The sequence below is a fragment of the Streptomyces sp. NBC_00076 genome (genome assembly GCF_045041235.1).
Taxonomy (GTDB): Bacteria; Actinomycetota; Actinomycetes; order Streptomycetales; family Streptomycetaceae; genus Streptomyces.
In genome coordinates this window covers 4321746-4348393 of record NZ_CP108242.1, presented here as the reverse complement: position 1 = coordinate 4348393, position 26648 = coordinate 4321746, and the positions used below count along the sequence as shown (strand labels likewise).

24 protein-coding genes are annotated in these 26648 nt (G+C 70.3%); 8 read left to right on the top strand and 16 right to left on the bottom strand.

All coding sequences use genetic code 11. The features are described 5' to 3' along the window. The first annotated feature begins 7 nt into the window (after positions 1 to 7). From OHA64_RS19580 to OHA64_RS19570, 3 genes are read left to right on the top strand one after another with little or no spacing between them, the layout of a single operon-like run. A complete protein-coding gene (locus tag OHA64_RS19580; RefSeq protein WP_405614714.1) occupies positions 8 to 1168 on the top strand; it encodes a 5-(carboxyamino)imidazole ribonucleotide synthase in 1161 nt (386 codons plus the stop codon). Beyond that, positions 1165 to 1701: a 5-(carboxyamino)imidazole ribonucleotide mutase gene (gene purE, locus OHA64_RS19575; protein WP_405614711.1), complete on the top strand. Its 537-nt coding sequence runs from the start codon at positions 1165 to 1167 to the stop codon at positions 1699 to 1701. Before OHA64_RS19580 ends, purE begins: the two co-directional genes overlap by 4 nt. A gap of 50 nt (positions 1702 to 1751) precedes the next feature. Then, positions 1752 to 2930, top strand: coding sequence for a dipeptidase (locus OHA64_RS19570; RefSeq protein WP_405624027.1), 1179 nt, complete (start codon positions 1752 to 1754; stop codon positions 2928 to 2930). Positions 2931 to 3030: 100 nt separating this feature from the next. Here the strand turns inward: OHA64_RS19570 and OHA64_RS19565 are convergent, their stop codons facing one another. The 3 genes from OHA64_RS19565 to OHA64_RS19555 all read right to left on the bottom strand — a co-directional run bounded on the left by OHA64_RS19565 (position 3031) and on the right by OHA64_RS19555 (position 4628). After that, positions 3031 to 3681 (bottom strand): response regulator transcription factor, encoded by a 651-nt coding sequence (locus OHA64_RS19565; protein ID WP_405614709.1) that lies wholly within the window; start codon positions 3679 to 3681, stop codon positions 3031 to 3033. Between the two features lie 180 nt (positions 3682 to 3861). Next, positions 3862 to 4254, bottom strand: a complete 393-nt coding sequence (locus tag OHA64_RS19560) for a VOC family protein (RefSeq protein WP_405614706.1) — start codon at positions 4252 to 4254, stop codon at positions 3862 to 3864. A 14-nt stretch (positions 4255 to 4268) separates the two neighbouring features. After that, a complete protein-coding gene (locus tag OHA64_RS19555; protein ID WP_405614704.1) occupies positions 4269 to 4628 on the bottom strand; it encodes a VOC family protein in 360 nt (119 codons plus the stop codon). Positions 4629 to 4729: 101 nt separating this feature from the next. Between OHA64_RS19555 and OHA64_RS19550 the strand changes: the two genes are divergently transcribed. Further along, the gene (locus tag OHA64_RS19550) at positions 4730 to 5314 is read left to right on the top strand and encodes a CGNR zinc finger domain-containing protein (RefSeq protein ID WP_405614701.1); all 585 of its coding nucleotides are present in this window, start codon (positions 4730 to 4732) and stop codon (positions 5312 to 5314) included. Between the two features lie 103 nt (positions 5315 to 5417). Here OHA64_RS19550 and OHA64_RS19545 read toward each other — a convergent pair whose 3' ends face one another. From OHA64_RS19545 to OHA64_RS19520, 6 genes are all read right to left on the bottom strand, one after another. After that, the gene (locus tag OHA64_RS19545) at positions 5418 to 6143 is read right to left on the bottom strand and encodes a cupredoxin family copper-binding protein (RefSeq protein ID WP_405614699.1); all 726 of its coding nucleotides are present in this window, start codon (positions 6141 to 6143) and stop codon (positions 5418 to 5420) included. A 44-nt stretch (positions 6144 to 6187) separates the two neighbouring features. After that, entirely contained in the window at positions 6188 to 6775 is a 588-nt protein-coding gene (locus tag OHA64_RS19540; protein ID WP_405614697.1) for a hypothetical protein, read from the bottom strand. A 119-nt stretch (positions 6776 to 6894) separates the two neighbouring features. Further along, on the bottom strand, positions 6895 to 7920 hold the full coding sequence (locus tag OHA64_RS19535) for a plastocyanin/azurin family copper-binding protein (RefSeq protein WP_405614695.1): 1026 nt from the start codon (positions 7918 to 7920) through the stop codon (positions 6895 to 6897). Between the two features lie 28 nt (positions 7921 to 7948). Next, positions 7949 to 9289 carry a copper resistance CopC/CopD family protein gene (locus OHA64_RS19530; protein ID WP_405614693.1) on the bottom strand — a complete coding sequence of 447 codons (1341 nt, stop codon included), beginning with the start codon at positions 9287 to 9289 and terminating at the stop codon, positions 7949 to 7951. Further along, a complete protein-coding gene (locus tag OHA64_RS19525; RefSeq protein ID WP_405614691.1) occupies positions 9286 to 9921 on the bottom strand; it encodes a hypothetical protein in 636 nt (211 codons plus the stop codon). Before OHA64_RS19525 ends, OHA64_RS19530 begins: the two co-directional genes overlap by 4 nt. Before the next feature lie 518 nt (positions 9922 to 10439). After that, entirely contained in the window at positions 10440 to 11783 is a 1344-nt protein-coding gene (locus OHA64_RS19520) for a UDP-glucose dehydrogenase family protein (protein ID WP_405614689.1), read from the bottom strand. A gap of 232 nt (positions 11784 to 12015) precedes the next feature. On the opposite strand from OHA64_RS19520, the gene OHA64_RS19515 reads away from it, so the two are divergent. The 3 genes from OHA64_RS19515 (at position 12016) to OHA64_RS19505 (ending at position 15247) form a co-directional block, all read left to right on the top strand. Further along, positions 12016 to 13173, top strand: a complete 1158-nt coding sequence (locus OHA64_RS19515; protein WP_405614687.1) for an acyl-CoA dehydrogenase — start codon at positions 12016 to 12018, stop codon at positions 13171 to 13173. Positions 13174 to 13316: 143 nt separating this feature from the next. Continuing rightward, positions 13317 to 14624, top strand: coding sequence for an LCP family protein (locus tag OHA64_RS19510; protein ID WP_405614685.1), 1308 nt, complete (start codon positions 13317 to 13319; stop codon positions 14622 to 14624). Then, entirely contained in the window at positions 14621 to 15247 is a 627-nt protein-coding gene (locus OHA64_RS19505) for an HAD-IA family hydrolase (RefSeq protein ID WP_405614683.1), read from the top strand. The genes OHA64_RS19510 and OHA64_RS19505 overlap by 4 nt, the downstream gene beginning before the upstream one ends. 75 nt (positions 15248 to 15322) lie before the next feature. Here the strand turns inward: OHA64_RS19505 and OHA64_RS19500 are convergent, their stop codons facing one another. Both OHA64_RS19500 and OHA64_RS19495 read right to left on the bottom strand, forming a co-directional pair. Continuing rightward, positions 15323 to 15682, bottom strand: coding sequence for a four-helix bundle copper-binding protein (locus tag OHA64_RS19500; protein ID WP_405614681.1), 360 nt, complete (start codon positions 15680 to 15682; stop codon positions 15323 to 15325). Between the two features lie 131 nt (positions 15683 to 15813). Then, complete coding sequence (locus OHA64_RS19495) at positions 15814 to 17280, bottom strand: LCP family protein (RefSeq protein ID WP_405614679.1); 1467 nt, start codon at positions 17278 to 17280, stop codon at positions 15814 to 15816. 128 nt (positions 17281 to 17408) lie between these two features. Between OHA64_RS19495 and OHA64_RS19490 the strand changes: the two genes are divergently transcribed. Beyond that, a complete protein-coding gene (locus OHA64_RS19490; RefSeq protein WP_405614677.1) occupies positions 17409 to 18461 on the top strand; it encodes a glycosyltransferase family 2 protein in 1053 nt (350 codons plus the stop codon). A gap of 125 nt (positions 18462 to 18586) precedes the next feature. Here OHA64_RS19490 and OHA64_RS19485 read toward each other — a convergent pair whose 3' ends face one another. The 5 genes from OHA64_RS19485 to OHA64_RS19465 form a co-directional block, all read right to left on the bottom strand. After that, positions 18587 to 20332, bottom strand: a complete 1746-nt coding sequence (locus OHA64_RS19485) for an LCP family protein (RefSeq protein ID WP_405614675.1) — start codon at positions 20330 to 20332, stop codon at positions 18587 to 18589. Between the two features lie 121 nt (positions 20333 to 20453). Beyond that, positions 20454 to 22172, bottom strand: coding sequence for an LCP family protein (locus OHA64_RS19480; RefSeq protein WP_405614673.1), 1719 nt, complete (start codon positions 22170 to 22172; stop codon positions 20454 to 20456). Positions 22173 to 22249: 77 nt separating this feature from the next. Further along, positions 22250 to 23980 (bottom strand): LCP family protein, encoded by a 1731-nt coding sequence (locus tag OHA64_RS19475; RefSeq protein ID WP_405614671.1) that lies wholly within the window; start codon positions 23978 to 23980, stop codon positions 22250 to 22252. 231 nt (positions 23981 to 24211) lie between these two features. After that, positions 24212 to 25534 (bottom strand): LCP family protein, encoded by a 1323-nt coding sequence (locus OHA64_RS19470; RefSeq protein WP_405614669.1) that lies wholly within the window; start codon positions 25532 to 25534, stop codon positions 24212 to 24214. Positions 25535 to 25784: 250 nt separating this feature from the next. Then, positions 25785 to 26540 carry a TIGR03089 family protein gene (locus OHA64_RS19465; RefSeq protein WP_405614667.1) on the bottom strand — a complete coding sequence of 252 codons (756 nt, stop codon included), beginning with the start codon at positions 26538 to 26540 and terminating at the stop codon, positions 25785 to 25787. Positions 26541 to 26648 lie beyond the last annotated feature (108 nt).

Here is a 26648-nt window from a genome sequence, read left to right as displayed (position 1 = left end):
TGGGACCGTGACGTTCCCGGTAGTCGGCATGGTCGGCGGGGGGCAGCTCGCTCGTATGACACACGAGGCGGGCATCCCGCTCGGCATCAAATTCAAGCTCCTCAGTGACACCCCCCAGGATTCCGCGGCGCAGGTCGTGAGCGATGTCGTCATCGGCGACTACCGCGATCTCGACACGCTGCGTGACTTCGCGCGCGGGTGCGATGTGATCACCTTCGATCACGAACACGTGCCCACCGAGCACCTCCGGGCGCTGGAGGCGGAGGGCATTCCCGTCCGCCCCGGCCCGGACGCGCTCGTGCACGCCCAGGACAAGGGTGTGATGCGGGAGAGACTCGACGCGATCGGGGTGCCGTGTCCTCGGCACCGGATCGTGAGCGACCCGGCCGATGTCGCCGCCTTCGCGGCGGAAGGCCTCGCCGAAGGCGCGGAGGGTGACGGCTTCCCCGTCGTCCTCAAGACCGTCCGCGGCGGCTACGACGGCAAGGGCGTGTGGGTCGTCGACGACGTGACGCAGGCCGAAGAGCCCTTCCGCGCCGGCGTCCCCGTCCTCGCCGAGGAGAAGGTCGACTTCGCCCGGGAGCTCGCCGCCAACGTCGTGCGCTCCCCGCACGGCCAGGCCGTCGCCTACCCGGTCGTCGAGTCCCGGCAGGTGAACGGCGTCTGCGACACGGTGATCGCGCCCGCTCCGGACCTGGACCGGACGCTGGCGCTGAGGGCCGAGGAGATGGCCCTGACCATCGCCAAGGAACTGGACGTCGTCGGTCACCTCGCCGTCGAGCTGTTCCAGACCCGCGACGGGCGCATCCTCGTCAACGAGCTCGCGATGCGCCCGCACAACTCCGGCCACTGGTCGATGGACGGGGCGATCACGTCCCAGTTCGCCAACCACGTCCGCGCGGTCCTCGACCTCCCCCTCGGCGACCCGCGCCCGCGTGCCCCGTGGACGGTCATGGTCAACGTGCTCGGCGGCGACTACCCGGACATGTACACCGCGTACCTGCACTGCATGGCCCGCGACCCGCAGCTCAAGATCCACATGTACGGCAAGGACGTGAAGCCCGGCCGTAAGGTCGGACACGTCAACACCTACGGCGACGACCTGGACGACGTGCTGGAGCGCGCCCGTCACGCTGCCGGCTACCTGAGAGGCACGATCACCGAATGAGTTCCGCCGCCGCCCCCGTGGTGGGCATCGTCATGGGTTCGGACTCCGACTGGCCCGTCATGGAGGCCGCCGCCAAGGCCCTCGACGAGTTCGAGATCACGTACGAGGTGGACGTCGTCTCCGCGCACCGGATGCCCCGCGAGATGGTCACGTACGGCGAGCAGGCCGCCGAGCGCGGGCTGAAGGTCATCATCGCCGGTGCCGGAGGCGCGGCCCATCTGCCCGGGATGCTCGCGTCCGTGACCCCGTTGCCGGTGATCGGCGTTCCCGTCCCGCTGAAGTACCTCGACGGCATGGACTCGTTGCTGTCCATCGTGCAGATGCCGGCCGGCGTCCCGGTCGCCACGGTCTCCGTCGCCGGCGCGCGCAACGCGGGCCTGCTCGCGGCCCGGATCCTGGCGACGCACGACGAGGAACTCCTCGGCCGGATGCGGGAGTTCCAGCAGGAGCTGAACGACCAGGCCACCGAGAAGGGCAAGCGGCTGCGCGCCAAGGTCGAGGGGCCGGGCGACAGCTTCGGCTTCGGCAAGTGACCCCGATGACCCCGATGACGCCGCCGACCCCGAGTACCTCGGTGACCTCCATGACCTCGGTGGACGAAGCCCGGGAGCTGCTGCGGGAGTTCCCCGTCGTCGACGGGCACAACGACCTCCCCTGGGCGCTGCGCGAACAGGTCCGCTACGACCTCGACGCCCGCGACATCTCCACCGACCAGGGCCCCCACCTGCACACCGACATCCCCCGTCTGCGGGCGGGCGGCGTCGGCGCGCAGTTCTGGTCGGTGTACGTGCGCTCGGACCTGCCCGACCCGGTCCCGGCGACGCTGGAACAGATCGACTGTGTACGGCAGTTGATGGCCCGCTACCCGCGGGACCTGCGCCCCGCGCTGACGGCGGCGGACATGACGGCGGCGCGCGGTGAGGGCCGTATCGCCTCGCTCATGGGCGCGGAGGGCGGCCACTCGATCGCCGACTCCCTCGCCACGCTGCGCGGCTTGTACGCCCTCGGCGTCCGCTATCTGACCCTCACCCACAACGACAACGTGGCATGGGCGGACTCCGCGACCGACCGGCCCGGCGTCGGCGGGCTGTCGGCCTTCGGCCGTGAGGTCGTGCGGGAGATGAACCGCGAGGGCATGCTGGTCGACCTCTCGCACGTGGCGGCCACGACGATGCGGGACGCGCTGGACACCTCGTCCGCGCCGGTGCTCTTCTCGCACTCCTCGTCCCGGGCGGTGTGCGACCACCCGCGCAACATCCCGGACGACGTGCTGGAACGTCTGCCCGTCAACGGCGGCGTGGCGATGGTGACGTTCGTCCCGAAGTTCGTGCTCCAGGCGGCCGTGGACTGGACGGCGGCGGCCGACGAGAACATGCGCGTCCACGGCTTCCACCATCTCGCCACCACCCCGGAGGCGATGAGGGTGCACCGTGCCTTCGAGGAGAGCAACCCGCGTCCGGTCGCGACGGTCGCGACGGTCGCGGACCACCTCGACCACATGCGCGAGGTCGCCGGCATCGACCACCTCGGCATCGGCGGCGACTACGACGGCACCGCGTTCACCCCGGACGGCCTCAGCGACGTCTCCGGCTACCCCAACCTGATCGCCGAACTCCTGGACCGCGGCTGGTCGAAGCCCGACCTGGCCAAGCTGACCTGGCAGAACGCGGTACGGGTACTGGGCGCGGCGGAGGACGTGGCCCGCGACCTCCAGTCGACGCGGGGACCGTCCAACGCGACGATCGAGTCACTGGACGGGTGACCGGGGCATGGTCGCTGGGTGACTGGGTGACTGGGTGACTGGGTGACTGGGTGACTCGGTGACTCGGTGACTCGGTGACCGGGCGGCGGGTGGTGGGGTGTCAGTCGCGCGCCATCGTGTAGCCGAGGCCGCGGACCGTCCTGATCAGCGACTGGTCGTCGTCGCCGAGCTTGCGGCGGAGGTAGTAGACGTACGTCTCGACGGTCCCGGAGCGGGAGGGCGTCCCCCAGACCCGCTCCAGGATCTGCTTCTTCGTGACGACCTGGCCGAGGTTGTCCATCAGATAGCTCAGCAGGTCGAACTCGCGGACCGACAGCTCGACCCGGGTGCCGTCCCGCCAGACCGCGCGGCGGTCCACGTCCACCGTGAGGCCGCCGTTGCGCAACAGCCGGCTCTCGTCGGCCTGGTCCCGGGCCAGCAGTTCCTGGAGGCGCGTGACGGCCTCGGCGAGCGTGAACGGCTTGGTGACGTGCCCGTCGGCGCCCGTCATCACGCGGCGCACCGCGGCCGAGGCCTCCGGCTCCTCGCCGGAGAGGAACAGCACCGGCGCGTTCACCCCGGCTGCCCGCAGCTCGTCGTACGTCTCGATGCCGTCGTCGTCCGGCAGGGCCACGTCCAGGACGACGAGGTCGGGCCGCGCGGAGCGGCCGACCGGTATCGCGAACCGGCCGCGGCTGGCCGCGTACACCTCGAATCCCAGCTTGCTGAGCTCCGTGATCAGGGGCCGGGTGCGGGGGTCGGCGTCGATCACGAGGGCACGGAGGGGGGCGGGTCTTTGAAGGTTCACGTACTGAATACGAAGATCCCCGCACAAAGGTGCCCGGTCGGTACCTCTGGGGCAACGCCCAGCGTGTGCCGCGTGGCGCGTACTTCCCAGCCCGCCCCTGGTACCGACGCCGGTACCAGGGGCGGGAGGGGTCAGCGGCAGGGGTCAGATCGGGCCGATCCGGCAGAGGCAGAAGGGATGCCCGGCAGGATCGGCGTAGACGCGGAAGTCCTTCTTCTCGTAGTCCTCCCGGTCCAGGACGCGCGCTCCCAGCGCCAGCACCTTCTCCTCGGCCGCGTCGATCTCCTCCCAGGTGCTCCCGGCGTCGAAGTCGAGGTGGAACTGCTGCGCGTTGCGGTCCGCGCGCGGCCACTGAGGCGGGGTGAGGCCGGGCGCCCGCTGGAAGGCCAGTCGCGGCCCGTCCGGAACGCGGAGGACCACCCAGTCGTCGTCCGCCGCCTCGGGGGTGCCGCCGCCGACCTGTGCGTAGAACGCGGCGAGCGCGCGCGGGTCGGGACAGTCGACGACCACGGAACGGATGCGTGCCACGGGTGCCATGAGGTCCTCCCAGGTCAGCCGGCGCAGAGGCAGAACGGGTGCCCCGCCGGATCCGCGTAAACCCGGAAGGTCCGCGAGCGGTCCTCCGTTTCCAGTGGCCTGGCGCCCAGCGCAAGCGCCTCCTTCTCGGCCGCGTCCAGGTCCTCCACGGTGAGGTCCAGATGGAACTGCTGTGAGTGGTCGGGCGCGGGCCACCTCGGCGGTACGTAGCCGGGGGCGGCCTGGAACGCCAGGGTCTGTCCGTCGGGCAGCACGAGGTCCACCCACTCTCCCTCGTCCTTCACGGTGCCGCCGAGCACACCGGCGTAGAACCCGGCGAGGGCACGGGGGTCGGGACAGTCCAGGACGACGGAGCCCAGCTTGGCGAACGGCATGACTTCCTCCTTGAAGTCGCGACAACCTGTCGGTTACCTGTAGAGCAGAGTAACCGGTAACGGTTACCGCATGCATCCCTTTTGGCAGTAACGTCACGAGCATGAGTGAGAGATCGCCCGCGCCCGGCGGTCTGGCCCTGGTCCAGTCCCTGGTGAACACGCTGGACATCGAGTCGTACGCCGACTCCCTGGACGGGGTGGAGGGCCGCGCGCGGTTCGGCATCGCGGAGAACGAGCTGGAGGGGGCCCGCGAACTGCGCGAGTCCCTGCGCGCCGCCCTGCTCGCCCATGCGGGCCACCCCCCGCACCGCACTGTGAACCCGCTGGGCGAGCTGCTCGCCCGGGCGCCCCTGGTCCTCACGGTCGACCCGGCCGACGGCTCGGCGGCCCTTGTCCCGGCCGACGGTTCGCCGGCCCTTGTCCGGGGCGACGGTTCGGCGTCCCTTGCCCCGGGCGACGGTTCAGCCGCCCTCGCGCGGGCCGTCGAGGTCCCGCTGCTCTCCCGGGTCGCGGCTGCCGTCGCCCAGGCCCTTGTCGAGGGCACCTGGACCCGGCTCAAGGCCTGCGAGGCGGCCGACTGCCACTGGGCGTACTACGACCGCAGCCCGGCCGGCCGCGGCCGCTGGTGCTCCATGCAGGTGTGCGGAGCCCGCGCGAAGATGCGCCGGTACCGGGCCAAAGCCTGACCTGCGGCCGAGGTCCGGACTGCCGCCGACGACCGACGGGTCGAGGCCGGACCTGTGGCCTCAGGGCGTCTTGATGAAGGCCGACCTCGGGCCGAGAACCGGTCTACGCCTCCTCCTTCCGGGGCGCCGAAGCCCGGGAACCGACCAGTAGCAGGCACAGGACCGCGACTCCGGCGACGATGCCGGTCAGCACGAGCAGGGGGTCCAGGGGACGGGCGGTCGAGGCGGTGGGCTGGGTCGCGGGCATCTGTGCCGCAGGTGGCCCCTGCGGTGACGGGGACGTCTGCGGCGCGGCGGCCCCGGACGCGGTGGCGGACGGCGACGAGGACGGCATGTCCATCGGCGGTGCCTTGCTGCTCGCCGCGGTCCGGGTCGGCGCAGGCGCCCGGCCTCCCGTCGACGAGCCACCGGTGCCACCGGTGCCGCCGGTGCCGCCGGTGCCGCCTGAGGAACCGGAGGAGTTCGAGCCCTCGTGGTGTTCGTGCGTAGGCGCCGCCGACGTCGCCGGTGCCGCCGGGCGGACCGTGATCCCGGCCGTCATGTTCGGGTGGACGGTGCAGTAGTAGCCGTACGCCCCGGCCGCGGTGAACGTGAAGCTCCAGCTCTGCCCCTTGTTGAGCATGGGGGAGTGGATCGAGACCGGGCCCGAGGTGGTCTTCACGTCGTGCGGTGCCGTGTCCTGGTTGGTCCAGGTCACCGTGGACCCGACCGGGACGGTCAGGTTCGCGGGCGAGAAGGCGTACCCCTTCATCGTCACGCTGAACGAGGCCGCCGACGCCTGCCCGGCAGGCAGCAGCGGCAGGGCGAGGAGCGCGAGGACGGCGGACACGGCGGCACCCCGGGCGGTCCGCCGTATCGTCCGCCGGGCCGCCCTCACGCGAACTCCGCCGCGACGAGCAGCCGCAGCCGGGTGGCCGGCCGGCGCCATGGCAGCCGGAACCCGGTGGCGCGGCGCAGCAGCCGGTACGGCAGCCGGGCGCGCCCCACGACGAGCAGCCGGTCGTCGGAGCGCTCCACCACCCGCAGCCGCAGCAGCACGGGGAAGGCGACACCGTTCACATCGAGATCGCCGGTGAGCTGGAGACGGCCGGGAGTCGCGTCGACGTGCTCGGAGGTGAGGGCGGCGGTGAGCTGACGGTCGCCGAACTCGAAGCGGAAGAAGGGGTGGCCGCCGGCAACAGCGTGCTCGGCGTGCTCGACGTGTCCGCCGTGTTCGATGTGTCCGCCGTGCTCACCGTGCTCGGCGTGTTCCGTGGCTTCGGTGTCGGCCGGCACGGTCAGGTACGCCCCGGCCAGCGCCACGCGGCGGCGCAGGGTCGGCAACGGGCCGTACCAGGCGGTGAGTTCGGTGAGCGAGCGGCCGGGGGCCACGGTGTACCGGCCGGGCAGGGGCAGCCGGCGGTCGGCGTCGGCGCGCGACTCCGGCGGGGGAAGGACGGTGGGCAGGGTGACGGTCGTCATCCCGGTCTCCTTGGAAAGCGGTTCCCGATGCGTGGCGATGGAGTGGAGAATGGACACGGGCGCCGCTCCGGCCGGCTGAGCCCCGGCCGGAGCGGCGTTTTCCCGTGTCGCGGATCGCGTCAGCAGTTGTTGGTGACGAAGTCCGTGGTGGGCGCGAGCATCTGCCCGGCCCAGACGGTGTGCATCTTCACGTAGGCGTCCGGGTTCAGCAGATCGGTGACCTGCTGTCCGAGCGACTCACCCAGGTGCGCGTTGTTGACGTGGTTCAGCAGAGTGCTGAGCGTGCTGTCGAGCACCGTGCTGCCGCCTGCGACGGCCGGCTTGAGGATGCTCTCGACCCAGACGGTGTGCATCTTGATGTAAGAGTCGAGCGCGAGAGCGTCCTGCACCTGCTCGCCCGGCGACCGCTCCAGGTGCGCCGCGTAGAGGTGCTGGAGGATCGGCATCAGCACGTCCTGGGCGCTGGCGCACTGCTCGTCGTCACCGGAACCACCACCGGAACCGCCACCCGTGCCGCCCGTGCCGGTCGGCATCGGCATGCCGGTCGGACCCGTGGTGGGCGTCCCGGTCGGCGCGGCCGTGGGGCCGGTCGTGGGCGTGCCCGTGGGAGCGGTCGTCGGCGTGGGCGCCGGCGTCGAGCCGCCACCGCTCGCCGCGACGACCTTCACGGACGAGACCATGTCCGGGTGCACCGCGCAGTAGTACTCGTACGTGCCCGTCTTGGTGAACGTGTACGACCACGAGTCGCCCTTGTTCAGGGTGCCCGAGTCGAACTTCACCGGGGCCTTGGTCGTGGTGACCGTGTGCGGCACGCTGTCGTGGTTGGTCCACTGGACGGTCTGGCCGACCTGGACGACGAGCTGCTTCCCGGTGCCGAACTTGTTGCCCATGATGTCGACCTGGTAGTCGGCGGTCTTGGCGGCGGCGGGCTGGGCGGCGGCAGCGGCAGCGGGCGCCTGAGCCGCGCCCGCGTTCTGCTCCGAGGTCGTCGTGGAACCGTTGGCCGCGCTCAGCAGTCCGAGGCTGAGTACGGCGGCCAGCGCCGCGCCGAGTCCGGCGACCAGCAGGCCCCGGTTCCCGACGGGCGACCTGTGCCGTCGGCCGCCGGCCGCATCGGCCGTGCCGACCTCATCGTTCTCTGTCACTTGCTACTCCTTTGTACTTGGGGGGAGTTCACTGGCCGGGGTCGGCCGTGACCAGCAGACTCGTCACGGCGAGCACGACGAGGACGAGCCCCGTCTCGGCCGCGACCGAGTAACCGAAGGACCGCACGGTGGCGGCGTCGCCGCGCAGCAGCACGGCGAGATCGAGGCGGGTGCGCACCCATTGACGGCTCGCGTACGCGGCGAGCAGGACGCACCCGAGGACACCTGTCTTCAGCAGCAGCAGATGTCCGTACGAGGTGTTCAGCAGGGCGTCGTAGGACCCGACCACCTGCCACGCGAGCACCAGCCCGGCGCCGACGATCCCGGCGACACTCACGGCCGCGAGCCGCGAGTAGCCCGGCACCACCGCCGCCAGCTCACCGGCCCGTCGGCGCGGCAGCACGGCCAGCGCGAGCATGGCCAGCCCGCCGATCCACAGGGAGACGCCGAGCAGATGGACGAAGTCGGCGATCGCGCCCCAAGTGGGCTCGCTGCCCTCGGAGTTGTGGCCGGTCATCCCGGTCGTCCGCAGCAGCCCGAAGGTCACCGCGAGGGCGCCCACCCGCCACCCCGGGGAGCGGGAGGCACGCTCCCCGCCCTGGAGCAGCGCGCCGAGCACCACGGCCGCCAGCACCCACAGCAGCGTGCGCGAGGCGAGCACGACACCGGGTTCGGTGGTCAGCATGTCGGCGTACGTCGCCGGGCGCAGCGCGTCCCGGACGCCGCCGAGCGTGGTGTACGCGCCCTGGAGGCCGATGCTCGCGACCGTCGCCAGCAGTCCCGCCGTCCAGGCGAGCCCGAGCAGGGCCCGCGCCCGGGGCTCGTCCGCGCCGCGCGGCCACAGCAGCACGAGGAAGCCGAGACCGCCCAGGAACAGGGCGAGGGCGAGATAGCCGGTCCAGCGGGCGGCGACGAGGCCCTTGCGCACCGAGGGGGACGGTGCGGGAGCGGGGGACGCGGCCTCGTCGCCGCCGGTCGTGGCCTTCGCGGCGGGTGTGCCGACGCTGAGAGCGATCCGGCCGGAGGAGGCGTGCCCGTCCTCCTTGTCGACGACGGACCAGACGACGGCGAGATCACCGTGGTCCGGCGCGGCGAGCGCGACCCGCACGGCGCGGGTGCCGCCCTTCGCGGCCCGGGACACCGGCAGCCGGTCGCCGTCCACCGTCAGCACCCGTACGTCGGTGAGGTCGACGGGCTCGTCGAAGGTGAGCGTCAGGTGGCCCGGCGCCTTCCTGAGGTGCGCGCCGTCCTTGGGTGAGGAGGACACCAGCTCGGTGTGGGCGGAAGCGGCCTGGGGCGCCCCGACCAGGGCGTAGAGGAGCGGGGTGAGCAGGAACAGGAGCAGGGCGCGGCGAAGCGGCGTCGTCATGGCGTCGCCCCCGGCTGGGGGGAGGCGCTGACGCCCAGGAGGCCGGTCAGGGAGACGGAGGCGAGACCGACGCAGGGGGACGGTTGCGGCTCGGGTGTCTCGTCGGTGCCGTCGAGCAGCCCGAACACGGGCTGGGTGAGCCCGCCGAGCAGCGGCTGTACGAGGGTGACCTCGCCGTCCTGGCAGGTGTCGCCGTCGGCGGGAGTGGAGCCCGAGGGGGACGGGGTGGGTGTGGGGGAGGGGTAGCCGGTGCCGGCGGGCGGTGTGGTCTGGTGGCCGGTGTGACCGGCATCGCCGGTGCCGACGGAGCCGCCCGCCTGGCCGCCGGTGCCGTAGCCGGTGCCCACGCCGATCCCGCCGTACCCGGGCATCCCGCCGGTCCCGACGGGGTACTGGCCCATTCCGGTGCCGGGGTCCTGCGCGCCGGAGCCGCCCGGTGCGGTCGGTACGGGGCTCGCCGGCGCCGTGGCGGCGGGCGGTGGCGTGGGAGCCGTGGCGGCCTCTCCGGAGGCGGAGGGGGCGCCGATGCCCGACGCGTAACCCAGCACGATCACCACGGCGCCGACGAGTGCTCCCGCCACCAACTCGTCGCGGTGATCCCGTGGCCACTCCGCCCTACGGAACAAGGGCATGTGTTCTCTCCTGGCATGGTCGGGTCAATCCACATGAGGGTGTGGCGAATGACGACCAGTGGAGTGGAGTGCGGATTCCGCGCGAATACGCCTCGGTTAACCGATTGTTGCCTAGCTCTCCATCGTGGGGGTGCCCACTGTGAGAACGGTCCATTCCGCATGCTGCTCGAATGGAAGTCGAATGAAATTCGAACTCATGTTGATGGTTTCGCGGATGATCGCATATGCCGCCCGGGGAGACGGGCCTCAATCTCGGGGAACTTGGCCCACCGCTCCCTGGCCAGCCAGGCGTGGCGACGAATGACGTACAGAAGACCTCCGCAGTTCGGCACACTTCTTCACCGATCCCGCGAGAATTCCTCGACCTTCCGCAAATCCGTCAGAAATGCACGGAACTCGGTGTCGATTGCGGCGTCGCGTTACCGAAGGCCTCCGCACCGACTTCCCTACCCAGTTCCGCGCCGAGTTCCGCGCCGAGCCTCTGCCGAGCTTCGTGGCGAGTTCCGCGCCGAATTTCCTCAGGCCGTCGGCCGCCCCATCGCCCGGTACGTCCAGCCGGCCTTCCGCCACAGCTGGGGGTCCAGGGCGTTGCGCCCGTCCAGGACCAGCCGGGTCGCCGCGACCTCGCCGAGCGCCGCCGGGTCCAGCTCGCGGAACTCCCGCCACTCCGTCAGATGCAGCACGGCGTCCGCGCCCCGCACCGCATCCACCGCGGAGTCCGCGTACCCGAGCGTCGGGAAGATACGGCGGGCGTTGTCCATGCCCTTCGGGTCGTACACCGTCACCTGGCCGCCCTGGAGGTGGATCTGCCCGGCGACATTCAGGGCGGGCGAGTCCCGGACGTCGTCGGAGTCCGGCTTGAAGCTGGCGCCGAGCACCGCGATCCGCTTGCCCAGGAAGGCCCCGCCGCCCAGCGCCTCCCGCGCCAGCTCCACCATCTGCCCGCGCTGGCGCATGTTGATCGAGTCGATCTCGCGCAGGAAGGTCAGCGCCTGGTCGGCACCCAGCTCACCGGCGCGCGCCATGAAGGCCCGGATGTCCTTCGGCAGACACCCGCCGCCGAAGCCGATCCCCGCCCGCAGGAACTTCCTGCCGATCCGGTCGTCGTACCCGATGGCCTCGGCCAGCTTGGCCACGTCACCGCCGGAGGCCTCGCACATCTCCGCCATCGCGTTGATGAACGAGATCTTCGTGGCCAGGAAGGAGTTCGCGGACGTCTTCACCAGCTCGGCGGTCGGGAAGTCGGTGACCACGAAGGGCGAGCCGGCGGAGATGGGGCCGGCGTACACCTTCCGCAGCAGCTTCTCCGCCCGCTCGCTGCGCACGCCCACCACGATCCGGTCCGGGTGCAGCGTGTCCTGGACCGCGAAGCCCTCGCGCAGGAACTCCGGGTTCCAGGCCAGCTCGGCGGCCGCGCCGGCGGGCGAGTTCGCGGCGAGATAGGCGGCGAGCCGATCGGCGGACCCGACGGGCACGGTCGACTTGCCGACGACGAGGGCGGGCCCCGTCAGATGCGGAGCGAGGGAGGCGATGGCGGCGTCGACGTAGGACATGTCGCACGCGTACTCACCGTGCCGCTGGGGGGTGTTCACGCACACGAAGTGGACGTCGCCGAAGGCCGCCGCCTCCGCGAAGTCCATGGTGAACCGCAGCCGCCCGCTCGACCCCTTGATCCCGGCGACGTGCTTGCGCAGCAGCTCCTCGAGCCCGGGCTCGTACATGGGGACCTCGCCCCGCTGGAGCATCTCGATCTTCTCCGGCACGACGTCCAGCCCCAGCACCTCGAATCCGAGCTCGGCCATGGCCGCGGCGTGGGTGGCGCCGAGGTAGCCGGTTCCGATCACGGTGATCTTGAGGCTCATGGGTGCTCCAGGGGTCTGACTGTGGGGGTGCGGGGCGGCTTCGGGGTACGGCTGTGGGGGGTGTACGAGGTGCGCTGGAAGAGCATAGTCCGGGTAGGGGAACGGGCCTGGAAGGCCAGCTTTCCGGCTGTCGCCAAGGTCACGTATCACTCCACTGGGCAGGCCCTTAAAATTTGAGTTACTTAACGGTAATTAGCGCCAGCATCACAGCGTCTTTGGAGCGTGAGAGACCTTGGCCGGATCGGCTGATTTCGACCTGTACCGCCCGTCCGAGGAGCACGACATGCTCCGTGACGCGATCCGTTCACTGGCCGAGGCGAAGATCGCGCCGTACGCCGCCGCGGTGGACGAGGAGGCCCGCTTCCCGCAGGAGGCACTCGACGCGCTCGTGGCCAACGACCTGCACGCCGTCCACGTACCGGAGGAGTACGGAGGCGGGGGCGCCGACGCGCTGGCCACGGTGATAGTGATCGAGGAGGTCGCCCGCGTCTGCGCCTCCTCCTCCCTGATCCCGGCCGTGAACAAGCTGGGCTCGCTCCCGGTGATCCTCTCCGGCTCCGAGGACCTGAAGAAGAAGTACCTGGGCCCGCTCGCCAAGGGCGACGCGATGTTCTCGTACGCCCTGTCCGAGCCGGACGCGGGCTCCGACGCGGCCGGCATGAAGACGAAGGCGGTCCGCGACGGCGACCACTACGTCCTCAACGGCGTGAAGCGCTGGATCACCAACGCGGGCGAGTCCGAGTACTACACGGTGATGGCGGTCACGGACCCGTCGAAGCGCTCGAAGGGCATCTCAGCGTTCGTCGTCGAGAAGTCGGACGAGGGCGTCTCCTTCGGCGCCCCGGAGAAGAAACTCGGCATCAAGGGCTCCCCGACCCGCGAGGTCTACCTCGACAACGTCCGCATCCCCGCGGACCGCATGATCGGCGACGAGGGCACCGGCTTCGCGACGGCGATGAAGACCCTGGACCACACCCGCATCACCATCGCCGCCCAGGCCCTCGGCATCGCCCAGGGCGCCCTGGACTACGCCAAGGGCTATGTCCAGGAGCGCAAGCAGTTCGGCAAGGCGATCGCCGACTTCCAGGGCATCCAGTTCATGCTCGCGGACATGGCCATGAAGATCGAGGCGGCGCGTCAGTTGACCTACGCGGCGGCCGCCAAGTCCGAGCGCGGTGACAGCGATCTCACCTTCCAGGGCGCGGCGGCCAAGTGCTTCGCGTCGGACGTGGCGATGGAGGTCACCACGGACGCGGTCCAGCTGCTGGGTGGCTACGGCTACACCCGTGACTACCCGGTGGAGCGGATGATGCGCGATGCGAAGATCACACAAATATACGAAGGCACGAACCAGGTGCAGCGGATCGTGATGGCCCGCAACCTGCCGTAAGGCGCGCGCCTGCTTCTTTGTCGCCCTCCGCCCGCTTCGTCGGGCGGAGGGCGACGCATTTTGTGTCAGCTTCGCAACAGGGTTGCCCTTATTTTCCGACGAACCTTGTAAGGGACATACCTTCGCCCTGCACACTGGGGCCCATGAGCGATTGGCCCGAGGGATCCGACAACCGCGGCAGCCGGTACGGACGCGGCAGCGCAGGCGCGCAGCCCGAGAGCGCCCGTGTGATGCGGCAGGTCCGCCGCGGCTCGGCGGCACCGCCCGGCCAAGGTGGCTACGGCCCCGGCCAGGGCGGTTACGGTCCCGGCCAGGCGGCCCCGGGGTACGGCGGGGTCCCGCGGCAGCCGTCGTACGTCGACGGCAGTGGTGACAACGGGTACGACGACGGGTACGACAGCGGCTACAACACGGGCCAGGTCTACGGCGGCGGAGGCTCCGGTGGCCCCGGCGGCGGCCGCGGTCCGCGCCCCGCGCCGAACTGGCGCCGCCGGATCAAGTGGACGGCGATCACCGTGACGACCGTGCTGGTCGTGACGACCGTCGGCACGTACTTCTGGGCCGACTCCAAGCTCAACCGCGAGGTCGACCTGTCCAAGGTCATCGACCGGCCGGAGGCGGGCGAGGGCACCAACTACCTCATCGTCGGCTCCGACAGCCGCGCGGGCATGTCCTCGGAGGAGAAGAAGAAGCTGCACACCGGGTCCGCCGCGGGCAAGCGCACCGACTCGATGATGCTGCTGCACGTCGGCAGCAACGGCGACACCCTGGTCTCCCTGCCCCGTGACTCGAACGTGGAGATACCGACGTTCGTGGGCTCCGACTCCGGCAAGACGTACAAGGGCACGGGCCGGCAGGTGAAGCTGAACGCGGCCTACGCCGAGGACGGCCCCGAGCTGCTGGTGCGCACCGTCGAGTTCAACACCGGCCTGCACATCGACCACTACGTGGAGATCGGCTTCGCCGGCTTCGCGAACATCGTGGACGCGGTCGGAGGCGTCGAGATCGACATCCCGAAGGGCGGCATGAAGGACACCAAGTCCGGCGCCGACTTCTCGGCGGGCAAGCAGACCCTGAACGGCGAGCAGGCCCTCGCCTTCGTCCGTACCCGGTACGCGCTGGCGGGCTCCGACCTGGACCGTACGAAGAACCAGCAGAAGTTCCTCAACGCCCTGGCCAACCAGGTCGCCACCCCGAGCACCATCCTCAACCCCTTCAAGCTGTACCCGACGATGGGCTCGGGCCTGGACTCGCTGATCGTCGACAAGGACATGGGCCTGTACGACCTGGGCAAGATGTTCTGGGCGATGAAGAGCGTCAACGGCGGCGACGGCAAGTCGATGAACATGCCGATCTCCGGCTCCACGGGCGGCAACCTCGTCTGGGACAAGGCGAAGGTGAAGACCCTCGTCGAGGAGCTGAACAACGATGAGAAGGTCACGGTCGAGTGACTGACCCGGGCGGCAGAGCACCCTTCGACGCGGTGCTCTGCGATGTCGACAACGTGATCCGCTTCTACGACTCCTCCAGGCTGCACGCCGTGGAACGCGCCGCCGGCCTGACCGAGGGCACCACCATGAAGGTGGCCTTCGCGCCGGAGACCATCCTGTCGCTGCTGCTGGGGCGGATCGACGCGCAGGAATGGGTGCGGTCGATCGCCGAGGGCCTGACCGGGCCGGTGCCCGAGCCGACGGCCTGGGAGCTGGGCACCACCCTGCTGGAGTCGCCGTTCAAGGCGGACGCCGAGGTGGTGTCCCTGCTGCGCCGGGCCCGCAGCCATGTCCCCCTGGTCCTCGTCAGCAACGCCACCCTCCGCCTGGAGGACGACCTCGCCGCGCTGGGTCTGACCGACCTCGCGGACCACGTCGTCAACAGCGCGCGCGTCGGCATGGTCAAGCCGGACCCGCGCATCTACCGGCTCGCCGCGTCCCTGGCCGCCGTCCGCCCGGAGCGTTGTCTGTTCGTCGACGACACGGAGGAGAACGTCGAGGCGGCCGCCGCCCTGGGCATGCGCCCGCTCCACTTCCGCGGCCCGGCCGACCTGGCCGGGGCGTTGGAGCCGCTGCTCTCGTAAGACCCTGGACGACCCCTTCACCCGGCACGAACCGGGGGCACCCCGCAGGGTGCCCCCGGCCTGGTGGGCTGGTACTCACATCGTGGCGCCCGCCATCGCGCGGCAGGTCTCGGCGCAGCGGCGGCAGGCCTGAGCGCAGGCCGTCATCTGGGGATCGTCGGGCATCGACATGCAGGCCTCGGCACACATGTCACAGGCCTTGGCGCACAGGGCGCACATCTCGGCCGACATCGGGGAGCGGCGCATCATCATGTCCGAGCACATACGGGTCGTCTCGGAACAGTCGATCAGCGCACGCATGATCTGCATCTGGGCCTGTCCGCCCATCTGCATACAGGAGCTCATCGTCTCCTCGCACGCGCTGTGACAGGCCATGCACGCCTCGACGCAATCCTGCATTTCCTTGCTGAGGGCGGTGGTGGTGGGCTGTGCCATGGTTCCTCCTTCGGTGGCGGGAACCGCGGGATCGGCTCCCGCCCCTCCGTCCTACGCCTGCCGGCCCGCCTGCGCCATGGGGCGGACGGGGGCAAACGGACGGATTCCGTGTCAGGGGCTTGGTGCCGGACCTACGAGCACACCGCCTCGTCCCCCAGCATCACCCCGAACTCGCCCTGGTACGGGTCCTCGGATCGCACCTTCCGCACCTGTCTGAAGTCCGTGCCCGCGATCACCTTCAGCGTCGCTCCGAGTCCGTTCACCGCCCGCAGTTCACTGCCCGGGAGGGCGGTCGCCAGCGACTTCGCCGAGCGGTCCCAGCGGGGGTCGTAGGCGACGACGGTCCGCTTCACGGACCGGTCGACCGCGTCGACGGGCCGGTGCGTCGTACGGAATCCGGTCGCCGCCAGCGCGGCGTCCACCTTGGTGCCCAGGCCGACCGTGTGCGTCCCGTTCTCCACCTGGACGCGGATCTGCTGCGGGGCCACCGCCACCTGCACCGCCCTGTGCTTCGGGCGGTGCGCGGACAGCGGCTGGTCGGCGCGCAGCGACCGGAAGAGCCGCTCGGACTTCTGCGGGTCCCATTTCAGGGTGGAGCCGACGCCCTTCACGACGTACGCCATCTGTCCGATCGGGACGGTCGTGAACTCCGAGGACGACGGGGAGAAGTTCCGCATGGCCCGGCCCAGGTCCAGCAGTTCGCTCGTGCCGAAGCCCTTGTCGGCGCGTACGGAGCCCAGTACGGCCAGGGTGATGTCCCGGAACTTCATCGGGTTGAGAAGGATCCCGGAGGAGGTCGCCCGTTCGATCAGGGCGGCCAGGAAGCGTTGTTGGCGCTGCATCCGGCCCAGGTCGGAGGAGGCGTCGACGTGCCGGGCGCGGACGTACTGGAGGGCCTGGCCGCCGCGCAGGGTGTGCGCGCCGGGCGGGAGGTCGAGTCCGGTGTAGGTGTCCTTCAGGTGGTCGGCGGTGCAGATCTTCACGCCGCCGAGCACGTCCACCGTCTTCATGAAGCTGGTGAAGTCGATCTCCAGGTAGTGGTCGATCTTCACATGGGTCATGTCCTCGACGGTGCGCACGGTGAGGTTCGGCCCGCCCTCCGCGTACGCCGCGTTGATCTTGATGGGATGCTCGTCGTGCTGTTGCCCGGTGATCCGGTCGGTGTGTGCGGGCGCCACGGCGTACGAGTCGCGGGGCAGGCTCACCACGCTGGCCCGCTCACGGTCGTCCGAGATGTGCACGATCATGATCGTGTCGGTGCAGCGGCAGGGGGCGCCGCCGAGCCGGTACTCGCGCCGCTCGTCCTCCGTGATCTTGTCCCGGCCGTCCGTGCCGACGAGCAGCACGTTCATGCCGTGACCGGCCCGCGGCCGGTTCTTCATGTCCTTGAAGGGGTCGACCCGGGCGATGTCCGCGTCGATGCTCGTGACCACCGTGTGGCCGATCCCGGCGGAGGCGAGGACGACCACCGACAGCGTGGTCACCGCCCGCATGGCCCAACGCGGCTTTTTCCGCCGTACGGCGGACCGCTGTGCGCGGCGCCGCGGCTTGGGGCTGCGCTGCGCCGGGGTCGGGGAGCGGCGGGGCGGCGTGGGCATGGCGGGACACCTCCGCTAGGGCCGAACGTGGGATCGTGAGCACCGTAGGTCCATACGATCTGCGACCACGGGCGCCGCCCCGGGAGGGGCGCACTGGTGTCCCCCATTCGCGGTAACGTGAGCCCCCTATGAACGCCAAGCCCGACGTGCAGCTCCCCGCCGTTTCTGTGATCATGCCCGTCCTCGACGAGGAACGGCATCTGCGCGGAGCAGTCCAAGCGATCCTCACGCAGGAGTACGCCGGCGAGATGGAGGTCGTGATCGCCCTCGGTCCGTCCACGGACCGTACGGACGAGATCGCCGCCGAGCTCGTCGCGGAAACCGCGTCCCACACGAACAAACGTGTGGTCACCGTCCCGAACCCGACCGGCCGCACGCCCGCCGCGCTGAACGCCGCGATCAAGGCCTCCCGCCATCCGATCGTGGTGCGCGTCGACGGGCACGGCATGCTCTCGCCGAACTACATCACCACCGCCGTACGGCTCCTGGAGGAGACCGGCGCGCAGAACGTCGGCGGCATCATGCACGCCGAGGGTGAGAACGACTGGGAGCACGCGGTCGCCGCTGCCATGACCTCGAAGATCGGGGTCGGCAACGCCGTCTTCCACACCGGTGGCGCGGCCTGCGAGGCCGAGACCGTGTACCTGGGGGTGTTCCGGCGCGAGGCGCTGGAGCAACAGGGCGGCTACAACGTGGAGTTCATCCGCGCCCAGGACTGGGAGCTCAACTTCCGGATCCGGGAGGCGGGGGGCCTGATCTGGTTCTCGCCGGAGCTGAAGGTGTCGTACCGGCCCAGGCCGTCGGTGCGGGCGCTGGCCAAGCAGTACAAGGACTACGGCCGTTGGCGGCACGTCGTCGCCCGCTACCACGAGGGCTCCATCAACCTGCGCTACCTCGCCCCGCCGACCGCGGTGTGCGCGATCGCGGCGGGGATCGTGGTCGGCGCCGCGCTCACCCCGTGGGGCTTCGTGGTCCCCGGCGGCTATCTCGCGGCGATCGCCCTCGGGTCCGTGCCCGCGGGCAAGGGGCTGCCGCTGAAGGCCCGGCTGCAGATCCCCGTCGCCCTCGCCACCATGCACATGTCGTGGGGCTGGGGCTTTTTGACCAGCCCGAAGTCGCTGGCGAGGAAGGTCATCGCCTCCCGGCGCCCGGCGGTCCGCGCGGACGCCACCGCCGGCTGACGAGAAGCGTGGGGCGACCTCGGACCCGCGGTCGCCCCCGTCCCGTTCACCGGCTCAGCTCGCGGTCCGCGCACCGTACTGACTCAGGCTCAGCTCGCGGTCCCGCTCACCTCACCGGCTCAGGCTCAGCTCGCGCACTGCACCTTGTCCGCCGTGGACTTGTCCAGGTCCGGGGTCTGGGCCGAGGCGGCGTCGAGCTTGATGCCCGCGCCCTTGAAGTCCTCACCGAGGATCAGGGTCATCGTGGGCAGCCCCTGCGCGTTGGTCGCGCTCTCGCCCGGCTTCATCGCGGACCCCGACAGGCCCATGATGTCGGCGAGCCGACGTGCCTGATCGGCCTGCTCGGGGGCGTACTCCAACGTCGTCTTCGCCTGCGTGCCGTCCGAGTTGCCCGCGTTCTCCGACTTGGTGACACCCTCGCTGTTCTGCAGATGGTCGAGTTCCCTCTGCGCGCTGCCGGCCGCCGCACCTCCGTTGAGGATGCGCACCCGCACCTCAGAGGCGTCCGCCTTGGTGCCCTTGAGCCGCGCGGCGATCTCGGCCTTCTCCTTCGCCTTTTGCTGCTTGACCTCGGTGAACGACACGTCGTCCTTGATCATCTGGAAGACCTGGGGGGCCGTGGACTCGTTGAAGACCACCGTCGCCCTGACTTTCTCGGCGGGATTGTCCTTCACCGGGATCGTGGCGAACGTGATGTTCTTCGTCGGCACCTTCTTCAGTTCCAGGGCCATGTCCTTGAGCGTGCCGACGCTGCCGATGGCGCTGTCCACGGTCAGCGCCTCGGTGGCGGCCTCGGCCAGCTTCAGCAGCTTCCTGGGGCTGGTCAGGGTGTCGCCTGAGGACATCTTGCGCATCAGCGAGCCGAGGAACTGCTGCTGCACCTTGATCCGGTCCAGGTCGCCCTGGTTGCCGAAGCTGTGACGGGTACGCAGGAAGGCGAGGGCCTTCTCGCCCTCGACGGTGGACTCGCCCTTCGGCAGGACGAGCTTCGACTCCTCGTCGTCGATCGCCTTCGTCACGCACACCTTGACGCCCTCCACCGCAGTGGTCAGCGTCTTGACCGCGTTGAAGTCGGCCATCATGAAGTGGTCCACCGGGATGCCGGTGTTCTGCGTCACCGTGCGCATGGTGCAGCCGGGGTCCCGGCCGCCCTCGCCGAGGCTCCTGTTGAAACGGGCGGCCCGCAGCCCCGGGACGGTCGTCTTGGTGCCGTCCTCCTGCGTGGTGGGGCAGTCGGGGACGTCGACGATCAGGTCGCGCGGGATGCTGAGCGCGGTCGCGTTCGAGCGGTCCTTGGACACGTGCAGCAGGATCGTCGTGTCGGCGTGGCCCACGCTGCCCTTGTCGCCGTAGCCCTCGTTGCCCTCGCCGGTGCGCTTGTCGGTGCCGATGACGAGGACGTTGAAGGCCTCGTCCTTCTTGAAGTCGCTGGCGCCCGCGTCACCGACGTCGGTCGTCTGGACGTTGCCCTCCAGGTGCCGGAGGTAGAGGTAGCCGGCGCCCGCTGCGGCGACCATGACGAACGCCATGGTGCCGCCGGTCCACAGCAGGGCCTTCTTGGCCTTCGACGTCTTCTTGACCGGCCGGCGTCCACGCCGTCCCGGCAGCGGCTCCTCGGGCCCACCCGGGCCTCTGCGCGGAGGCGGTACCGCGCGCCCGGGGGACGAGGGCGGCGCCGTCCGCGTACGGGCGGTGCCCGCGCCCCGGGGCCGGGGAACCGCCGACTGCGGCGCGGCTGTCGACGGCGGCGTGGCTGCCGACTGCGGTGCGGAAGGGCTCAGTCGCAGTTCGTATTCGCCGGTCTGCGGGTTTAACACCCACTGGTCTGCGGGGTCGACGTTCTCCGCCCGCCCACGGCCTTGCGTGTCCACCGTTGTCGGAATCCTCCGTCTGGGCCAGATCTCGTGGCCGGGGATCACTGGACCGCTCACACTATCCGCACACTTCGGCGGAGACTGAATTTCCTGGGGATTGAGTGGCGAGGGAGTTGGACTACCAGCGGTAGGGCTGGTACACGGGCATGCACTGACCGGAGTCCGAGCCGTTGATGGCATCCGAGTTGCTGGGCAGGTCACCGGCCTTGGGAGCCGACTGTTTCGGGTACGCCGTGCCCGTACGCCAGTCGGCGCCGACGACGACCGTGACCCCGGACACGTCCGTCGATTTCTTCACCGAACTCACAGGAATCCCGAGGGACTTGGCGACCTCCTGGGCGTCGCCCTCCAGTTCGGCGCTCGGATAGCGCACCACGGTCCGGTCCTCGGAAAGCGCCGCCGAGGAGTCCCGGGCCGCCTTCGTGAACCCCTTCCCGACGAGCGCCTCGGCGATCGTGCCCGCGCGGCCGGACACCGGTCCGAGCGTGGAGGTACGGGTGGCATTGGTCACCAGGACGCCGATCTGGTCCTTCGCCGCGGCGGGGTCCCCGGAGCCCTTCTCGATGCCGGCGGACTCTTTCGCGTCCGACTTCCCGTCCGTCTTCGCACCCTTGTCGTCGAAGGGCACGTCGTCGCGGATCATCGCCCACATCTTCTCGGCGTCGGCGCCGGCGGGCAGCAGATGGTCGGAGTTCTGGGTGTCCTCCGTCGTCGGCATCGTCGTCATGGTGATGCGGTCCGTGGGCACCGTCTTGAGCTGCATCCCGAGGTCGTACAGCTTCTTCACCGTGCCGATCTCCTCGGAGACCTTCAGGGACTTGGTGGCCGCCTCGGCCAGGTTCATCAGCCGGCCGGTGTCGGTGAAGGCGTTCTGGCCCTTGAGCGTGCGGATCATCGAGTTCATGTACATGTGCTGGGCCCGGGCCCGCAGTGGGTCGCTGCCCCAGGCGTGCCGGGTGCGCAGCCACTGCAGGGCCTGCTTGCCCTGGACCTTCTTCTTCCCGGCCGTCATCTTCAGTCCGGAGCCGCCGGGCACGCCGGGCAACGGGCGGTCCCACACGTTCTGGTCCACACAGACCTCGACGCCGCCGATGGCGTCCGCCATGCTCACCACGCCCGCGAAGTCGATCGTCATCCAGTGGTCGATGTAGATCCCGGTGAGGTTCTCCCAGGTGGCCAGCGTGCAGCCGGCTCCGCCGCGGGCCAGCGTCTCGTTGATGATCCTGTTGGTCGCCGGGAACTTCTCGCCGCTGTCCGGGTCCTCGCACTTGGGTATGTCGACCCGGGTGTCACGCGGAATGCTGACCACCGCGGCGCTCTTGCGGTCCGCCGACAGGTGGATGAGCATCTGCACGTCGGCCAGCGGCGGACTGCCCACGCTCGCCCGGTGTCCGCCGAGCTTCAGGTTCGCGGCGGAGTTACGGCTGTCGGAGCCGATCAGCAGGATGTTCATCGGCGTCTGCCCGGCGGCGTTCGGCTCCGCCTTGTGCGCCTTGGAGTCACCGCTGCTGCGCTCGCCCTTCTGGATGTTGCCGTTGAGGTGCTCGTAGTAGAGATACCCGGCGCCGGCCGTGCCCAGTATCAGCACCGACAGGGTCGTCGCCGACCAGCGCAGCACCCGGTGCTTGCGCCCGGACCGCTGCCGGCCGCGCCGCCCGCCGTGTCCGCCCCCCGTGCCGCGTCTGCCGGAGCCGTCCCCGCCTCCCGCCTCGCCGCCCGAGCGCTGCCCCTTGCGTCGGCCGGTCCCGCCGTCCCCACGGCGGCCGCCCTCCCGGCCCGTGGCGTCCTTCCGGACGTCCGGCCGGGTCCCCTCCCCTTGCACGCTGCTGCGCGTCATCTCCCCTGTCTCCCCACCCTCGCACCATCGAACGGGCCTGTCGTACGTCCCTATAGACGTACGACAGGCCCGTCAGGTCACTTGGCGCACTCGACCTTGTCAGCCGTGGACTTCTGAACCCCCTCCGGCGCCTTCGTCGGAGCGGTGAGCGACGTGCCCGCCTCCTCGAAGTCCTCGCCGAGCGTCAGCGTCATCGTCGGCAGGCCCTGGGAGTTGGTGACGCTCTTGCCCGGCTTCATCGCCGATCCGGACAACCCCATGATGTCCGCGAGCCGACGTGCCTGGTCGGCCTGGTCGGGAGCGTACTCGAGCGTGGTCTTGGCGAGCTCCGCGGGCGCGTTGCCGGCGTTCTCGGACTTCACCACGCCCTCGTCGTTCTGCAGGTACTCGAGCTCCGCCTGGGCGCTGCCGGCCACGGCACCGCCGTTGAGGATGCGCACCCGCACCTCCGACGCGGCCGACTTGGTGCCCTCCAGGCGGGCGGCCACTGCGGCCGCCTCCTTCTTCTTCTGGGCCTTGACCTCGGTGAACGACACATCGTTCTTGATCATGTCGAAGACCTGCTGACCCGTCGACGGGTTGACGACGACGGTCGCCTTCACCTTCTCCGCGGGGTTGTCGATCACCGGCACGGTGGTGAACGTCAGGTTCTTGACGTTGAGCTTGCCCAGCTCCAGGCCGAGGTCCTTCAGCTTGTTGATGCTGTCCAGCTGGGAGTCGACGGTCAGCGCCTTGGTGCCCGCCTCGGCCAGCTTGATCATCTTCGACGGGCTGGACAGCGTGTCATTGGACTTCAGCTTCCGCATCAGCGCGCTGAGGAACTGCTGTTGCAGCCCGATCCTGCTCAGGTCGCCGCCGAACCCGACGGCGTGCCGGGTGCGCACGAATGCGAGCGCCGTCTCGCCCGAGATGTGCTGCGTCCCCTTCTTCAGGTCCAGGTGCGAGTCCGGGTCCTTGATGTCCTTGCCGAGACACACGTCGACCCCGCCGACCGCCGTGGTCAGCGTCTTGACCGCGTTGAAGTCGGCGACCATGAAGTTGTCCGGCTTGACCCCGGTCAGCTCGGTGACGGTCCGCGCGGTGCAGCTGGGGGTCCGGTCGTCCTGGCCGAGGCTCGTGTTGAAGCGGACGTCGGGGGTGCCGGGGATGATCTTCTGGGTGCCGTCCGCCTGCGTGGTGGGGCAGTCGGGGACGTCGACGATGAGGTCGCGCGGGATGCTGAGCGCGGTCGCGTTCGTACGGTCCTTGGAGACGTGCAGCAGGATCGTGGTGTCGGCGTGCCCGACGCTGCCGGCGTCGCCGTAGCCCTCGTTGCCCGAGCCCGTGCGCTTGTCCGTGCCGATCAACAGGATGTTGATCGCCTTGTCCTTCTGGAAGCCGCCGGTGCTCGCGCCGTCGTCGGCGACCGAGGTTATGTTGCCGTTGAGGTGCTCGATGTAGAGGTAGGCGCCGCCCGCCGCGGCCACCAGCACGAACGCCATCGTGCCGCCGGTCCACAGCAGGGCCTTCTTGGCCTTCGACGCCTTCTTCACCGGCCGACGTCCGCGCCGTCCCGGCAACGGTTCCTCAGGGGGCGCCCCACGGCGTCTGCGCGGCGGCGGGACGTCACGTCCGGGCGCCACGGGTGTCGCCGTACGGCCGCGTGGCGCGCCCGCCCCGACGGGGGCGGCGGCACGTGGTCTGGGCACCGCCGCCGACTGCGGTGCGGAAGGGGTCAGTCGCAGTTCGTATTCGCCGGTGTCCGGATTGAGTACCCACTGGTCTGCGGGGTCGATATCATCCGCCCGCCCACGGCCTTGCGCGTCCACGGTTGTCAGATTCCTCCGTCGGGGCACGCGGCACCTTCCCCCTCCAAAGGCGCCCGGGTCTCGGTCACACGATGCACGACCAAAGGACGGACCTCGTGGCCGGACGCACCGGGTCGCTCACACTAACCGCCCGATAAGGCGTCGAGCGACGCCGGTGACGTATTCCACTTCCCTACAACCGGGCAATTCGCTCATTTTCTCGGGTGACAGTTCATCACCTTGACAAATGCTTTACTCACAGGGGTCTTCGGCGGCCGTGTTCCCGCGGAACGTGGGTGCGGGGGAAGCATCGTTCGCGGGTTCGCCCGAGCGCTTTTCGGCCGCCTTCCCGGCCTCGTACACCACTGTGTCGGGGGCGCCGGTGCCGTACTCGCTGTAGTCGCCCTCGATCCCGGCGGCCGAATTGCGGCTTTTTGTCACCGAATTCCGTGTGGCGACCGCCGTCACCACGACCGGTTTGTCCGTGCGCAATCGTTCGAACAGTTTCTCCGCCTCGGGTTCCACGAGTTGGTCGCGATTGGAGTTGTAGACGTACGACTCCCGGGGCACGGTCAGGAATTGCACACGTTCGGTGGGGATGTCGCGCACGCCACGCACGAGTTCGTACAAACCACGCAAGCTCGCCAGTCCCGGGTCCGTCGTGAGCGAGGACGTGGCGGCGTCCAGCACGGGGTAGAGCCGCACGGGATTCAGCAGGACGTCGTTGCCGCGCACCTTGTGGACCAGGGCGCCGAGGAAACGCTGCTGGCGGTCCATCCGGTCGGTGTCGCTGCCGTTGCCCAGCGACTTCCGCGCACGCACATAGCCGAGGGCCTGTTCGCCGTCGAGCGTCACCCGCCCCGCAGGGAGCCGCAGCTTGGCCGCCTTGTCGTGGACCGGCTCGGCCAGGCACACCTCGACGCCGTCGACCGCGTCGACCATGTCCTTGAACCCGTGGAAGTCGACGACCACGTAGTGATCGACACGGATGTTCGTGAGCCGCTCGACGGTCCGGACCGTGCAGGCCGAACCGCCGACCTGGAAGGCGTAGTTGAACATCGCGAACATGGGCTCGGTGCGGCTGCCGTCGGGTCGTCGGCAACCCGGCACGTCCACCATCAGATCCCGGGGCAGAGACATGGCGGTGGCGCTGCGCCGTCCTGCGGACAGATGGAGCAGGATCGTCGTGTCGGACCGCTCGGTCCCGGAGTCCCGCCCGTAGCGCCGGTTCCCGTCCCCCGACCGCGAGTCCGACCCGATCACCAGGATGTTCTGCGCGCCCCGCACCAGCGAGGTGGGCCGCTCCCGTTCGTACCGCGCGAGCTCGGCCGCGGCCTCTTCGTCCGGCGTGATGTTGCCGTCGAGCTTCGCGTAGACGGCCCACCCGGCCCCGCCTGCCGCGAGCACCACGACCACGACGGCCAGCCCCACTCCCCGCAGCCACCGCCGCCTGCGCCGCCGGGCCAACCCCCTCCCGCCGGCCGAGGCCCCCACCCCCGGACCGAGGCCGACGTCGCCGCCGTTCCGTCCGGAGGGAGCGCCTGCGGTGTCGGTCACGTCGATCCCACCCCTCATGGCGTACGAGCGCGTCGTGCGGGCTGCTCCTACGACGATGGCGCGGACGGGGCGGCGAGGGAGGGTGGAGTTGAGCCGAACGGGTGACGCGGCGGTCGGCCGGCGGGGAGTGCGGGGGCTGTCCGAAGAGATAGGCGGAGGCTGTCCGACGGGGAGTGCGGGGGCTGTCCGAAGAGATAGGCGGAGGCTGTCCTACGGGCGGTGCGGGGGCTGTCCGCGGAGGGATGCCGAGGCCGCCCGGAGGGGTCGCCTACCTCGCGGTCGCGGTGACCCGCTCGCTCTCGATCCGTTTGGCCAGCGCGTCCTCACCCAGCTGGTCCAGGTTCCGGCACAGCACCACGGACCCGCCGGTGGCCAGCGGCGCGTACAGCCCGGCGTTCAGTCCCTCCCAGGTGTCGTACGGCAGCCCCGACAGCAGCCGGGATCCAGGCCCTGTCAGTCCCACCGCCGTCGCCTCGGCCCGCGCCCGCTCGACGACCTCCGCTCCGCTGACCTCCCGTCCGGCCACGACCAGCGCAGGTTCCTCGGGATCCACCGGCGCGAACGGCACGAACCGGTCACCCTGACTCGGAACTTCCACGGCGTAGTCCGCGAAACCCGCCGGAGTCTGCGGGAAACGCCCGCCGAGCGGCCGTAGGGCCAAGGCGACCCGCTCCCCGGAACACGCCCGCGCGGGCTCCAGCGAGTCCGGCCCGGTCACCACCACGTCGGCCGCCCCCGGATCCCCGCCGACGTCCGCGATCACCCCCACCGACGAACACGCCAGCAGCCACACCGCGGTCTGCCAGTGCGCGGGCAGCAACAGCGAGACCCGGTCGCCGGGCGCGGCGGCGAGGTCGCCCTGGAGCAGGTTGGCGGTCTTGGCCACCCAATTGGCGAAGGTGGCCACGGACAATTCGACACGTTCGCCCGTGGCGTCGTCGTAGAAGGTCACCAGCGGGCGTCCGGGGTCCGCGGCGAGCGCGGAACGCAGCAGGTCGGCAGGGGTGCGGTCGGTGGCGTTCACCCACCGAAGGGTACGCGGGCCCGTCCCGCGCCTCGAGTCGCCGGGCCCTCGTCGCGCCACCGGTTCGGCGGAACACCACTCGACGGCCCGTCAACTCCGCAATGGACA